The sequence below is a fragment of the Exiguobacterium sp. s189 genome (assembly GCF_018617615.1).
Taxonomy (GTDB): Bacteria; Bacillota; Bacilli; order Exiguobacteriales; family Exiguobacteriaceae; genus Exiguobacterium; species Exiguobacterium aestuarii_A.
This window is the reverse complement of the sequence record NZ_JACSKM010000002.1, coordinates 1-12910: the sequence shown is the minus strand read 5'-3', so window position 1 is coordinate 12910 and position 12910 is coordinate 1. Positions and strand designations below refer to the sequence as shown.

The window sequence follows — 12910 nt, the reverse complement described above, 5'->3', positions numbered from 1 at the left end:
TTTAATTGAATAACGGGATATTTTTGAAAATACGCCAATGTTTCAAAACACTTCTTTACAGAAAGAGAGTTCATTGATTGGTGTATAATGGAAATGAGGTGATGATATGAACCAGAAACATATTTTAATTGTCGGTGGTACCGGAATGTTAGCTGAAGTCACATCTTGTTTGGCAAGCGAACATCTTGTCACTGTCATCGGGCGAGACCCGGAAAGAATGGCAAAAGTCGTTCGACGAAACCCTGAAACGTGTCATTCACTACTACTTGATTATCGTAGCGAACAGGATTTATCAAAAGGGCTACAAGAATCGATCAAGTGGTACGGACCATTCAAACAAATCATCGCATGGGTACACCGGGACTCCGGGAAGGCGATGCAAATCATCTTGAATCATTCCTCACATGCAGATGTTCTACATATTTTAGGGAACCAGGCGAACTCCGAACAGGAGAAAAGGGCTTTATGTATAAACGAACAACAAACGTACCGACAAGTTCAATTAGGTGCGAAGCAGGATGGTGAGAACTTTCGCTGGTTGACGCATGAGGAAATTGTGCACGGTGTGATTGACGCGATTGAGCACTCATTCGATTATCAATTAATTGGTCAACTTGTTAAAAAGGGAGGTATGAATGGATGAAAAAATGGATTGGTTCGGCTGCCTTATGCATCAATGAAGAAAAGAAAATCCTTCTTGTGAAAAACCGCGACATACAACAATGGAGTTTGCCATCAGGTGGTTTAGAAGAAGGGGAAACTCCTGAACAGTGTTGCCTGCGTGAAGTGTTCGAAGAAACGGGATATCGCATTTCTGTGAATCGACTATTACATATCAAACGAGCCATCCTTTCAAATGATCAAGTCGAGACGCATTATTTCTTGGCAACGTGTGAGGAGCGAGTGTCGACCGCAATCATCGACTCGGACATCGATGAAGTCAAATGGTGTTCAATTCATGAATTAGAACGGTTGAACCATACATTTCCGGAGGATCTTGAGCTGATTAAACGGTGGAGTGTATGAATAGAGTGATTGAAGTCAATGGATATGACATGGAATATCGATTATTCGGTTCCGGGGAACGCCTCATCGTGGTGATGACAGGAATGGGAGGTTCATTCGAAGAGTGGGTTTCTCTTTCTGAACAATTAAGCGAGTCCTATCAAGTATTGCTTTATCATCGTTCAGGTTATGGTGAGAGTGAGATGAACAATCGTTCGAGTCGAACAGCATCACACATTTTGGAATGTGTTAAATTGTTGGATGCCCTTCAGCTATATCAACCAATCATATTAGTCGGTCATTCGTACGGAGGTTTGTGTGCACAACATATGGCCAAAGTTTTTCCGAATAAAGTAAGCGGGGTCGTACTAGTCGATTCCACTTCCCATGATCTTACTTTATTAGATAAGTTGGAGACGCCTGAAATGGATCGTCAATATTCAGATGGAGATTGGAGAACGATGTGTCACTCCTATGCAATCCTTTCAAAAGAAGAACTAAAGAAAATCCATCAGCCTGAGTGGTCAGACGAACAGAAAAACCTCTCATCAGATGCAATTGACCGTCTCAGAAACTTTTATCAATCACCTACGCTATACAAAACGATGTTGGAAGAAGAATCATTCTGGCGCGACGATGCCTCTATCATCAAAAAGATGGGCACATTTTCATCGATTCCGTTAATTGTCATCGGCCGAGACCATGAAGCGATGATTCAGGAAGGAATAAATGGAGGTTCTCCTGAGGCAGAAATTCGCTTGTTAGAAGAGACATGGCACGAACTCATCTATCAACAGTTAAGATTATCAAATCAATCCGAACTCATCATCGCAGAAAAAACTGGTCATCAAATTCACTTACAGCGACCAGACACAATCATCGAAGCCATACATCGAATCGAACAAGCCGGTCGCATAAAAACGACCGGCTCATGACTTAAGACGCTTCTTCAATTTGATTGTGTATGAAATACTCCCGTTTCGAGCGGTCGCGAATGACATATATGGTGTAACAACCAACGAGGAAGAAGACAATCGAGAATGCGAGATAGACTGGGCGAATCCCGACCATTTCGGCAAGGAGTCCAATCCCGAATGTGAGCAGGATGACGAATAGCGACTCTGCCACATTGATGACACCAGAGAACCGGCCCATGATTTCCACAGGAACATGGTATTGATAGAATGACAAAAATCCGGTATTGGCGAACGCAAGCGCGAACGTCAGAATAAAAAATCCGATGGAAGCCATCGTGAACGAAGAAGAGCCTGCGAACAGGAGATAGCCGACTGGTGTCATGATTGCCCCGAATCCAATACAAAACGATAAGGATAAACGGTGACTCCATCTTGAATTGATGAGTGACCCAACGATAATTCCAATCCCAGCGATACTGACGAGAAATCCATATCGGCTCTCAGACAAGTGAAGGACTTGGGTCGCGAATGACGCCTCCAAGGAATCGAGCCCAGACATGAAGATGGTCATGACACAGAACAATCCATAGATGAGCGTCACGTATTTAGCATTCGATGCAAATCGGATGACGACTTTCCAATCTTCGATAATTAATCGGACGGAGAAGGGTTCAATAGATACATTCGTTCGATGATGGGACGGAAGGCTCGACAACATTCCGACCGAGACAACGAGTGCGAACGCATTCACGAAAATTGCAGTTGTTGAACTCCCAACTAGGAAGAGTAGTCCGGCAATTGTTGGACCTAAAATAAATCCGGATGACTGCACAAAGTTCTTCATCGCATTGAACTTTTGTCGATTCGAGGCAGGTACGAGTTGCGTCATGTAGACCAGACTCGATGATTCGAATAGCGAGCTCATTACATTGAGGAGAAAGACAATTCCGTAGATGAGCCACAGTGAATCAATCCAGCCTAAGCTGAATACGAGGAACGCTCGTAAACCATCCAATAACATCATCAGTCGCCTCGTATCGACTCGGTCAATCAGGCTACCTGACCAAAGATTCGAGATGAGCGAGGCGAGCGGAACTAACACATAGAGAACTGAGACAGCAAATGGCGAACCAGTCATTTCTAGGACAATCAGGTTGAGTGCAATGAAGTATACCCAGGCACCGAGGTTTGAGATTCCGACACTGACGAGAAGCAGCGCAGAGGTTTTTCGAAACGAGTTCAAGTCAATCACTCCTTCAATTTTTGATCACTTTCGGAACGCAAAAAAATCCCACCCCCAAGAACGAATTCTTGGGGACGAGATTCTCATCGTGGTGCCACCCCTGTTCGTCCGCACGTCACCGCACGAACCTTATTCGGTACTGCCGAACGAGTCGGACTATACCTCAACTCTATAACGGGAGTGCCCGTCGCCATATCCCTCGGGGGGAGTTCCATGGCGCTGCTCAGAGGTTTGTTTCGACCAACGTTCTTTACTCCTTTTCACCAGACGGAGCTCTCTACGAAAGATTCATTGATGTACTGTTCTCTTCATCGCGTTTGTCAGATCATTTTCGTAAGGATAGCATATTGTGAAAATATAAGGAACAATAATTTTGGTTATAACCATAATATAGAAAATTAACTAGGAATCGAGGTGCAGTGTTGATCGACTATAAAGAAATAAAAGAGACGAACCAAGTACTTGCGACTATTCATAAAATTGATTCTGATCAGTTAGATGGATTCATATCGAAATATTCAGCATTGATTGGAAAATATGATGAATATGTCACAAAGAGCTATATTGACGTTCAGCGAGACATCAATAGCGATGAAGCAAATCAAAGACAACATCATGTTCTAACCATTATAAAACCTGAACTCAATGAGCTGAAAAGACATGTTTCACGAATTGCCTTACAGTATATTGAGGATGAACACCATGTCACTCGCCTAATGCGAAATCGGATGAGTCTTTATCATGAAGAGAATGTTGATTTATTGATTGAAGAGGATCAACTCATACAGAGGTATTTGCAAACAATTGGTCAATTGACTGATCCGATAGATGATTCTAGATCGATTGCGGAACTTCAAGGAGACCTATACGATGCTGATGAATCCATCCGTAAACAAGCTTTTACGCATATGTATAAAGCGTATGTCTCAAAAGAGGATGACATTACTGATTGCTTGGAAAGTCTTATTCAAAATCGGGAACAGCAGGCGCAACGCTTAAATGATAAGAGTTACCGTGACCTAGCCTTCATGAAGCTAGGTCGTCTAGATTATGATGCCGAGGATTGTATGCGATTTGCGAATCAAGTGAGTAAACATTTTGAGCCACTTCGTCGCTCGTTCCAGAAGCTACAGACAAAGGGATTGAAGAAATCGAAACTTTCGCCATGGGATTCATTCATTTCTCCATTTTCGGATCATCACGATCTATCCGTTTCGTCGAATGATTTAATCGGTGGAACGGAACGAATCTTGAATGAAGTCGATCCCTACTTTGAAAAACTGTTTAGGGACATGTGTGCGAAGGGCCATCTCGATTTATCACCTCGATCGAATAAAGCTGAAGGTGGATTTTGTGAATCTTTACCCGACTCAAAATCATCTTTCATTTTTATGAACCGTTTCGGCGGATTTGATGACTACGTTGTGTTATTGCATGAAATGGGTCACGCCATCCACCATGATCTCTCACAGCAACACCTATTTTTCGAAGCGCAAACCATTTCGTTTGAAGTCGGCGAATTCGCAGCCATGTCACTAGAGCTATTTTCGATGGACCATTGGACAACTATCTTTTCAGATGAACGAGCTTTCATTCAAGCTAAACTAGAACATTTTCGATTGATTATCGAATTTTTGCCAACTGTTTTCATCGTGGATCAGTTTCAACACAATCTCTATGATTTAGAAAAGAATATAGATTCATTTGATGATATCTTCAAATGCTTGGTTGATCAATATGATACTGATTTGATTGATTGGAACGATGTGAGAGATGTAAAGGGTAAACAGTGGCTGCGTGTCATTCATCTTTTTGAAACACCATTCTATTACATAGAATATGCGCTCGCTCAGATTGCTGCACTTCGCATGTATATGCAGTATAAGCAACATCCAGTCAACACTCTGAAAAAGTATAAGAACGCACTAGCTTTAGGTGGTACTGCTTCTGTCCCTGAAACTTATCGAGTAGCAGGCGTATCTTTGTTTCCATCTAAGGAAGAATTGGTCGAGTTGACTGATTTTTTAAGTGCTGAGATTCAACATTTGGTGATGCAATTAGGTATGATTGATTAATTGAAGTACAAACTAAATAAACATTAATTGAACAAAGCTGAGTAAGTATTACATGGACTAGGTAGGCTGCACTCCGCCGAGAATAAAGGGCATCGGCTCAAGCGTGATTAGAGGACTTCAATTGATGTTGAATTTGTCGAGGAACGTCGTTGAACGGTCCCTCCAAGCGTTGTACCGCATCCACATGATAAAACGTGCTCGTCTCCTCCATATTCATCATTTGATCACCCAAATCGTAAAGGAAAACGGGTTTGTTCGTCCCGAGTGCAATCCCGAGTTCGACGTGTGCGCCTTTGCCTCCAGGCAACAGGATGACGACGAAGTCCGCTGATTGAATTCCAGCGACTTCTTCTTCACCAATTGAGCGTAATGCATCAATCGAAGCGGCACGTTCGTTTTGTGTCCAGTCATACGTATGCGTGTGACCGAGCGCAATCAGCTGATCACGGATGAACCGTACTTCTTCGATATTCGCAAAACTTGAACCGACATAAAATCTCATAGGAAACCCTCCAATTCGTTATAAGTGATTCATCTGGTAAAGCGCTACGACATAAAACATGGTGATCAACAGACAACAGAGTACAAGGAAAAAAATCACGCTAATCAGGACGAATTTTATCAAAGAAAGTGGAACGTATGATTGAATCAAGCGCGTGATCGATATAGACGAGAGGACGAGTAAAATGATTGTGCCAACTAACCAAATGTAGTCATACGCGATGTTTGGCATCTGCCAAAAGTAGACGATTGTTATGACGATTAGACTGAAAGCCATCACCAAATCTTTATGCTTTCGTGTCATCTGAAACCTCACGCTGATGTTCCAACTTCGACCTTACCTGTTCGGCATCTTCTGCATCAAACGTGCTGTACCACCTCACATGATCGAGGTCGATGATACGATAATGTCCGCTGATGATATTTTGCTGAAGAATGAAGTGGGGACCTGCCTCGATTGCGTGCCAAAAGACACGTCCGCCGAGCGTCTTTTCTTTCGGTTCATATGTGTTCGCGGTCGCAATCAGTTTGACGAACTCGACCGGGTCATCACCGATTAAATGGATGAGGATCTCACTCTCATTGAACAAGGCGCATACCGTCACTACGGTCGACCAACTCGCTTCATTTCGCTCCTTCTCGATTTGAATGAGTGTTTTTTTGGATATACCAAGTAAATTCGCCATCTCATCCTGTGAATGCTGGGATTCAATACGAATCAATTTCATTTTTCGAGAGACCTGTCCAATAAATTCAGATTTTTGCATATGGTTTTTCCTTTCTGTTCGTACAACTCAAAGTGACGCCGAGCTAATGAAAATCAGGATCCAAGAGATGCCGAGAAACACGGTGAATAAGAGCAGGCAGACGACGATATAGCAGGAAATGTATTGCCAATATGTGAATCGTTTCGATTGATAAAAGTGATATGTAAAACTGAATGTCGCAATGCCGATGACTAAGAAAGCAACAAGATCCCAGATGATTCCGACTTTTAAGAACGATGGAGTAAGGTACGTTGCAACAAGAGCAAGTACAACCGTCACCACTCCAGTAGAAATGGCAGCGGATGGCGTTGTCGCGTTTTCCAACATAATCACCTCCTAATATATAACAAGTGTAATTTTACACTAAAAGTAGACAAAGTCAATTTAAGAATCTAAAAAACCCTTCTCTGAGGAAGGGTTCCGTCATTTGTCATGTTTATTCGTTAAGTATGTCGTCAGTGGGTAAACACCGATGCTTTGTAAGATCAGGGAGAGTAAAATGACGGCGAACGCGAGGGATATCATCTCGTTCGACCCGTCGATATTCTCTGCTTCTAGCCAGAGGACGAGGGCAATCGACATCGTTCCTTTGATTCCCGACCACGTGAGTAAGGAAGTCGCCGTTAAATCGTCTTTAAATTCCTTACGCCAGACGGGGACCGAATAGACGAGGCCGCCGACGACGATGAACCGGGTCACGATTGAAAGTAAGAATAAAAGAACGGCGAACGTCCAGAGAGATACAGATAAATAGCTGGTCGCTTCGATTCCAATCAATAAGAACAAGAGAGCGAGCAATATCGGAATGACGATGTCCCAAAAACCATCTAGATGACGTTGGACAGTTTCACAATCCTCTTTTGTTCCGAGTTCGTGAGACAACATCATCCCCGCTGTCACCGTTGCGAGTACACCAGACACTTCTAGCGCATCGGCGAGATAGAAGGCACCATATGCAGTCACGATCGTCAACATGACGAGCTCATGCTTCTTATAACTGACAATCATCAATTTCTTAAGTAAAAATCCAGAAATGAAACCGATGCCGATTCCTCCGGCAGACACAATTAAAAAATCAGTTAAAAAGCTGAGCGTGGAGAATCGTTCTCCCGTCGCGAACATACTGAGAAAGATGGTGAAGATGACAACACTCGTTCCATCGTTCACCATCGATTCACCTTCGACAACATCCGCAATCCGCTTCTCACCTTTACTCCGCTTTAAAATCGCGGTCACGGACACGGGGTCGGTCGGAATCAAGATGGACGCCAATAAAAAAGAGGCGGTCAGGCTGAGCGGGGTAAAGAACTCACTGATCCAAAACGTCCCATATCCCATCAAGATAGCGGTCAAGACAAGACCGATCGTACTCAATATAGTAATGATCCCGATATTGTCCTTCAAATCTTTGTATTTGAACTGATAGGCAGATGTAAAGAGAAGTGCAGGCAGGAACACCTCGAAAATCATATCTTTTGAGATGAACACTGAATCAAAAAAGGCGATATACGAGAGACCAATCCCAATCAAGACCAAGATGACCGGAACAGGGAAGTAATTGCGTTTGGAATCAATCAAATAAATGAAATAACCAATGAGTAGTAATGTGATCACCTGTTGCGCGATCATAACGACGTCCTCCTCTACAATCAACGTGCTATACACTATCTTCCCATTCAAGGTCTAATCAAACGAGAATTGTGGAATATAGGGGATAATACATTCATTTCATATAGGGAGGAATCGATATGGGAAACCCGATTGGCGATTTGTCGTGGACATTTTATTCAGAGTGTGAGGTGCCAAGTGATATCACGGAGTCATTCATCGATGGGGAGCGGGCCGTCGCTGCTTACAAGACGGTGCGTGACGTCGCTGTCTTCACGAACAAACGCCTGATTGTCCGTGACGCGCAAGGGCTCACGGGGAAGAAGATTGAAGTCTACTCACTTCCGTACGACTCGATCAATATGTATTCGACGGAGAACGCGGGACGCATGTTCGACTTGAACTCAGAAGTCCAACTGTTCACGCGCGCCGGAACAATCAAAATCAATCTAAATAAAAAAGTGGATGTGCGTAAGTTCGACCGTCTGCTCGCGGAAGCAATTTTGTAATACAGTGGACCGAAAAATCTTTCGGTCCTTTTATTTGGATTTTTCTGACAATCCTTAATCTTGCATGATACGATAGGACATAATGTGTGACGGAGGTTACGATGCGATTTACAACCCGATTATTGATGATCATGCTCGGCGGTTTGATGTTGGTGACTGGATTGATCCATCTGGTTCGTCTGTTTTGGGAATGGTTTCACGACCCTACGGAGGGAGGGATTGTGCTCCTTTTTTCTGGAGAGGATGGTGAGAGCAGCGGTTTTTATGAAGGGAAGTCACGCAAGATGAGAGAGGACGATGAATTACAGTTCTTGAATATCGACTTTCTAGATTACACGTTCGGAGCAGATGGGACGGTGACGGAGTCAGGGAGTTCATACTGGTTATGGTTCCTTATTGGAGGATTGATTGTTTTAATGATTCTACTGATCATCGCGATGCGAAGAAGAAATCGTGTCGTCTCGACCATTGATTTCTCGAGTGACGCCTTAAAACGAAGACGTAGAAAGACTAAAGCAAAAGAGTTTGTAGAATCCAAAGAGATTCAATGGACCGATAGCGCGATTCGGAATGCGCTCATCCAGTTCAACTTGGATTTACCGGTTTCATTAAAGCATCAATCGAATGAGACCGTTTTGGACTGGTTCAAACGGATCGGTGTTGAAGAGGTGGACCTCTCTCCTTATTGGAAATCGAGATATGTGGATGAAGGAGTGACTGATGAAGAATCTAGACAGTTTCGAGAGGCGTTACAGTTCATGCGATTGGAAGATGATAAGGGATGATTGTGTATGAACGATGAAATAGAGATGGTTGATTTCGATATGCAGAAGTCAATGGGCTCCGCTCGTTTGGTAAAGTCCAATCATCGATTCTATATTAATTGGGATGAGCTGGTCATAGACCTTAAACGGCATGAATATGTCTCGGGTATTCGAATCATCGACGAGAATCACTTGTTCATTTGGGCGTTTACGTTAGAAGGAGAACCAATCAATGCGTGGGTGCTGGATACGCATGGACAGATCAAGTATTCCTTTCATGCAGGAAACGCGATTGCAGCTGTTGTAATGAATGATACTGGAATTTGGATCGGATATGGGGACGAGGGCATCTTTGGAGATGGGATCTCTACCGAGGCACTCGTTTGTTTCTCAAAGGAGGGAACCGTACGTTTTCGCTATAATCAAGAATTCAGAAAGGCTCCAGTTCTTCATGATTGTGACGTGATGTACGCGTCTAAGAAGGGGGTGTGGGTCATCTCTTCAATCGATGCTCGTCTCGTCCATGTCCATATGAACGGACGGATTGACTCATATCCGATGCCCCGGCATCTCCTTGACTGCTCGTCATTGATGATTGAAGACGGTGTTGCTTATGTCATGAAAGACGAGCAGGTGTATCGCTGGCCATTCGAGGATAGAAAGCGTGCTGAACTAGTCGAAAGTTAATGAAGATATTAAGTAAATTAAATGGGCAATCCATTGAATTCTTTATCGTATTGAGAGTCAGTGGATTTAGTCACAAAATTAAAGGTCGAAAATGTTATTTAATATTATTTCACATACCGAAATCATATTAAATATGTATTTAATTCATGGACAGAAAACAATCCGCTCTCACTCAAGAATTGCTTTAACAGATGGATATGTCCTAAACCATAAAGTACAAAGATCCGATCATTTGATTCCCTTAGTGACATCAATTCCTTAAAAATCATTAAGTTACGAAAATACCAGTAGTGTGATACCCACCTAGTACCAGACACTTCAAGAGATGCAATCTCTAAATAGGCGCGATGCATAGATAATGTAATTGTAGGGTGATTAATTTCTTTATAATAGTCAGAAATCGTACGACTCTTAAATATTTTTTCGATATGATTCATGACATCTTGTTGGGATGATAATATTTCCTCCATTTCTCGCTTCTCATCTTGAATAATGGTTTCTAAACTGAATCCCTCATCCTCATTCCAATCGATTGGATATACGAAATCTAGATTAGATTGTTGTGCAAGTCGGAATGCAATTTGTTCGTGTTCGTTAGCGGTTGTTAATTCCGGCTGTTGAATGATACGTTGAAAATGCTCATTTATGTATTCTTTCTTTGAAGTATTCATTTCTACACATACTTTAGTAGGCTCAAATTTTGCTAATTGATTCACGAATTGTTTAATTTCTAACTGACGTTTTTCGCTTAAAACATCTGGCATTTTTGGCATAAAAAAATCACCATTGTTTGGCATGTTTAGATGTGTTGTGCCAACGAGCAATATATCTGTTTTATTCATAGCAATTCTCCTAATCAATTTGATGTATAGTGTTAACTACGCTTATACTTCTTCTAGGTTTCATATTTTGTTACTTGATTTTAAAAGAACCAAGTCAAAATTTCTCATGAACCTTCGAGTTCAACCTAGTTAATAAACTTGTTAAAAATCTACATAGAAATGAGGAATTCACATGATTCGTTTCGGCATCATTGGTACAAACTTCATCACAGACTGGTTTATTGAGACGATCAATCAGTTGGATTATGTTGAAGTGACGGCACTTTACTCGCGCACGGAATCACGTGTTAAAGAATACGCAGAAAATCACTCCATCGTGCATACGTTCACGTCACTTGAAGAGATGGCTCAGAGTGATGTCATCGATGCCATCTATATTGCGAGCCCGAACTCACTTCACGCTGAACAGAGCATCTTGTTCATGCAGCATGGGAAGCACGTCCTCTGTGAAAAACCACTCGCCTCGAACGTTCAAGAAGTCACTCGCATGATTGAAGTCGCGAAGGAGAACGAGGTCGTCTTACTTGAAGCACTTCGAAACTTGTTCATGCCGAACCTCGAACGGATTCAAGAGGCGATGGAGCAAATCGCGCCAGTGCGTCGAGCCGTCTTCAATAAATCACAGTATTCTTCACGATACGACCTGTATAAACAAGGGGAGAATCCGAACACGTTCAATCCTGATTTTTCGAACGGCTCGTTGATGGATCTCGGTGTCTATCTCCTCGGACCTGCCTTAAAACTGTTTGGTCAGCCGAATGAGATTCAGGCGAGCGGCGTTACGTTAGAATCTGGAGTGGACGGGAGTGGTACGGTCCTTCTCTCTTATGACGACCTTGATGTAGTTGTCATGCACTCAAAAATCCATGCGACATCGACTCCCTCTGAGATCATTGGAGAAAAGGGACGCATCATCATCGACGATATCGCGACGTGCGATGATGTCCGTCTAGAGTTACGGGATGGCACGTCAGAAATCATATCAAAATCACAGAACGCTCCGATGTCCTATGAGATCAAAGCATTCGTGCGAGCAATCGAAGCTGAAAATTCAGAGGTGGTTGCACATTCAAGGACAGATATGATAGGTCTAGCTGCTGTGATGACAACGGTGCGAAAACAAGTTGGTGTTCATTACCCGGCGGACACATGATAAAAGCCCATCCGCTCGGATGGGCTCAGGCTGTTGACGAACCAAATCGCATATGGCGATTTGGTTCGTCTTTTTTTATGTTCAACGAGCTTGAGGCGTTCTGCCCGACATAAGATTGAAGAAATGTTATGTAGACGGTCCTTTCTGGCCAACAGGTTGGCCAGCTTCTTCATGTTTTGTGCGGTGGCTGCCACCAGATTGGCGCGTTGGACCTTCGCGGTCCCCCTGTAGAAGGTGAAACGGAGCCCATGGAGTTCTTTCCCATCGGCGAACGAGCGCTCGACGGTCTGCGGCCGCAGTCGGTAGAGGGATTTCCCAGACGCAGACAGTCGGTTCTCGTTCACCTGCTCGCGGTAATGTTCATCGACGTGGCGGGTGATGTCCCTTCGGTGCGTCCGGCTGGACGTGCACTTCTCGAGGAGAGGGCAGTTCTGACAGATGGAGGGGTCGGAGACGTAATGGTGATAGCCGTGGCGGTCCGTCGTCTGATAGGTGAGGCGCTGTCGCGCCGGACAGAGATACGCATCTTCCTCGGGCAGGTACGTGTACCGGGTCTTGCGGAACATCCCCTTCTTCCCACCGAAACGCCTCCGGGCGATGACCCCGAAGATGCCCCGTTCGACGAGCGCCTTCGCGATCCCGGTCGTGAAGTAGCCTGCATCGAGTGCGACCGCCTCGAGCGGGAAATGGAAACGTTCGAGGACATGGTCGAGCCGATTGAGATAGACGGTGCTGTCTGAGACGTTCCCAGGTGTGACGTGTACATCGACGATGAAATTGTGCTTGGCGTCGACCGTCCGATGCGCCAGCCAGAAAAAGCCTTCCGGCTTCTGGTCACG

Annotated in this window: 16 protein-coding genes and 1 other annotated feature; of the genes, 8 read left to right on the top strand and 8 right to left on the bottom strand. The window is 43.8% G+C overall.

The annotated features are described in order from the left end of the window. The first annotated feature begins 106 nt into the window (after nt 1-106). From KNO99_RS02855 to KNO99_RS02845, 3 genes are read left to right on the top strand one after another with little or no spacing between them, the layout of a single operon-like run. On the top strand, nt 107-643 hold the full coding sequence (locus tag KNO99_RS02855) for a Rossmann-fold NAD(P)-binding domain-containing protein (protein ID WP_214745121.1): 537 nt from the start codon (nt 107-109) through the stop codon (nt 641-643). Next, entirely contained in the window at nt 640-1026 is a 387-nt protein-coding gene (locus KNO99_RS02850; RefSeq protein ID WP_214745119.1) for an NUDIX hydrolase, read from the top strand. Before KNO99_RS02855 ends, KNO99_RS02850 begins: the two co-directional genes overlap by 4 nt. Then, entirely contained in the window at nt 1023-1940 is a 918-nt protein-coding gene (locus KNO99_RS02845; RefSeq protein ID WP_214745117.1) for an alpha/beta fold hydrolase, read from the top strand. The genes KNO99_RS02850 and KNO99_RS02845 overlap by 4 nt, the downstream gene beginning before the upstream one ends. Nucleotide 1941: 1 nt before the next feature. On the opposite strand, the gene KNO99_RS02840 is transcribed toward KNO99_RS02845, so the two are convergent. Next, nucleotides 1942-3174 (bottom strand): MFS transporter, encoded by a 1233-nt coding sequence (locus KNO99_RS02840; protein ID WP_371743032.1) that lies wholly within the window; start codon nt 3172-3174, stop codon nt 1942-1944. A gap of 58 nt (nt 3175-3232) precedes the next feature. After that, nucleotides 3233-3486: a binding site (T-box leader), on the bottom strand. Between the two features lie 101 nt (nt 3487-3587). Here KNO99_RS02840 and KNO99_RS02835 point away from each other — a divergent pair. Further along, nucleotides 3588-5240 carry a M3 family metallopeptidase gene (locus KNO99_RS02835; RefSeq protein ID WP_214745113.1) on the top strand — a complete coding sequence of 551 codons (1653 nt, stop codon included), beginning with the start codon at nt 3588-3590 and terminating at the stop codon, nt 5238-5240. A gap of 97 nt (nt 5241-5337) precedes the next feature. Here KNO99_RS02835 and KNO99_RS02830 read toward each other — a convergent pair whose 3' ends face one another. From KNO99_RS02830 to KNO99_RS02810, 5 genes are all read right to left on the bottom strand, one after another. Beyond that, a complete protein-coding gene (locus KNO99_RS02830) occupies nt 5338-5742 on the bottom strand; it encodes a nucleoside 2-deoxyribosyltransferase (protein WP_214745111.1) in 405 nt (134 codons plus the stop codon). 18 nt (nt 5743-5760) lie between these two features. Further along, complete coding sequence (locus KNO99_RS02825) at nt 5761-6045, bottom strand: hypothetical protein (protein ID WP_214745110.1); 285 nt, start codon at nt 6043-6045, stop codon at nt 5761-5763. Further along, on the bottom strand, nt 6029-6508 hold the full coding sequence (locus KNO99_RS02820) for a helix-turn-helix transcriptional regulator (RefSeq protein WP_214745109.1): 480 nt from the start codon (nt 6506-6508) through the stop codon (nt 6029-6031). The genes KNO99_RS02825 and KNO99_RS02820 overlap by 17 nt, the downstream gene beginning before the upstream one ends. 27 nt (nt 6509-6535) lie before the next feature. Continuing rightward, entirely contained in the window at nt 6536-6832 is a 297-nt protein-coding gene (locus KNO99_RS02815; protein WP_214745107.1) for a hypothetical protein, read from the bottom strand. 99 nt (nt 6833-6931) lie between these two features. Further along, nucleotides 6932-8137 (bottom strand): cation:proton antiporter, encoded by a 1206-nt coding sequence (locus KNO99_RS02810; RefSeq protein WP_214745105.1) that lies wholly within the window; start codon nt 8135-8137, stop codon nt 6932-6934. 119 nt (nt 8138-8256) lie between these two features. Here KNO99_RS02810 and KNO99_RS02805 point away from each other — a divergent pair, with 119 nt between their 5' ends. From KNO99_RS02805 to KNO99_RS02795, 3 genes are all read left to right on the top strand, one after another. Further along, nucleotides 8257-8625 carry a PH domain-containing protein gene (locus KNO99_RS02805; RefSeq protein ID WP_031423744.1) on the top strand — a complete coding sequence of 123 codons (369 nt, stop codon included), beginning with the start codon at nt 8257-8259 and terminating at the stop codon, nt 8623-8625. A gap of 101 nt (nt 8626-8726) precedes the next feature. Beyond that, nucleotides 8727-9410 carry a hypothetical protein gene (locus KNO99_RS02800; protein ID WP_214745103.1) on the top strand — a complete coding sequence of 228 codons (684 nt, stop codon included), beginning with the start codon at nt 8727-8729 and terminating at the stop codon, nt 9408-9410. A 6-nt stretch (nt 9411-9416) separates the two neighbouring features. Then, the gene (locus KNO99_RS02795; protein ID WP_214745101.1) at nt 9417-10076 is read left to right on the top strand and encodes a hypothetical protein; all 660 of its coding nucleotides are present in this window, start codon (nt 9417-9419) and stop codon (nt 10074-10076) included. A 122-nt stretch (nt 10077-10198) separates the two neighbouring features. On the opposite strand, the gene KNO99_RS02790 is transcribed toward KNO99_RS02795, so the two are convergent. Next, nucleotides 10199-10918 (bottom strand): DUF5694 domain-containing protein, encoded by a 720-nt coding sequence (locus KNO99_RS02790; protein WP_214745099.1) that lies wholly within the window; start codon nt 10916-10918, stop codon nt 10199-10201. 172 nt (nt 10919-11090) lie between these two features. On the opposite strand from KNO99_RS02790, the gene KNO99_RS02785 reads away from it, so the two are divergent. After that, a complete protein-coding gene (locus KNO99_RS02785) occupies nt 11091-12071 on the top strand; it encodes a Gfo/Idh/MocA family protein (RefSeq protein ID WP_214745098.1) in 981 nt (326 codons plus the stop codon). Here the strand turns inward: KNO99_RS02785 and KNO99_RS02780 are convergent. Beyond that, nucleotides 12053-12910 (bottom strand): transposase (locus KNO99_RS02780; RefSeq protein WP_214745096.1); only part of this gene is annotated, 858 nt, incomplete at its 5' end. The genes KNO99_RS02785 and KNO99_RS02780 overlap by 19 nt on opposite strands.

Excerpts from the sequence above, each read along its gene's own strand:
- KNO99_RS02855 (WP_214745121.1), top strand. The coding sequence starts at position 107 with ATGAACCAGAAACATATTTTAATTGTCGGTGGTACCGGAATGTTAGCT.
- KNO99_RS02850 (WP_214745119.1), top strand. The coding sequence starts at position 640 with ATGAAAAAATGGATTGGTTCGGCTGCCTTATGCATCAATGAAGAAAAG.
- KNO99_RS02845 (WP_214745117.1), top strand. The coding sequence starts at position 1,023 with ATGAATAGAGTGATTGAAGTCAATGGATATGACATGGAATATCGATTA.
- KNO99_RS02830 (WP_214745111.1), bottom strand. The coding sequence starts at position 5,742 with ATGAGATTTTATGTCGGTTCAAGTTTTGCGAATATCGAAGAAGTACGG.
- KNO99_RS02825 (WP_214745110.1), bottom strand. The coding sequence starts at position 6,045 with ATGACACGAAAGCATAAAGATTTGGTGATGGCTTTCAGTCTAATCGTC.
- KNO99_RS02820 (WP_214745109.1), bottom strand. The coding sequence starts at position 6,508 with ATGCAAAAATCTGAATTTATTGGACAGGTCTCTCGAAAAATGAAATTG.
- KNO99_RS02810 (WP_214745105.1), bottom strand. The coding sequence starts at position 8,137 with ATGATCGCGCAACAGGTGATCACATTACTACTCATTGGTTATTTCATT.
- KNO99_RS02805 (WP_031423744.1), top strand. The coding sequence starts at position 8,257 with ATGGGAAACCCGATTGGCGATTTGTCGTGGACATTTTATTCAGAGTGT.
- KNO99_RS02800 (WP_214745103.1), top strand. The coding sequence starts at position 8,727 with ATGCGATTTACAACCCGATTATTGATGATCATGCTCGGCGGTTTGATG.
- KNO99_RS02795 (WP_214745101.1), top strand. The coding sequence starts at position 9,417 with ATGAACGATGAAATAGAGATGGTTGATTTCGATATGCAGAAGTCAATG.
- KNO99_RS02790 (WP_214745099.1), bottom strand. The coding sequence starts at position 10,918 with ATGAATAAAACAGATATATTGCTCGTTGGCACAACACATCTAAACATG.
- KNO99_RS02785 (WP_214745098.1), top strand. The coding sequence starts at position 11,091 with ATGATTCGTTTCGGCATCATTGGTACAAACTTCATCACAGACTGGTTT.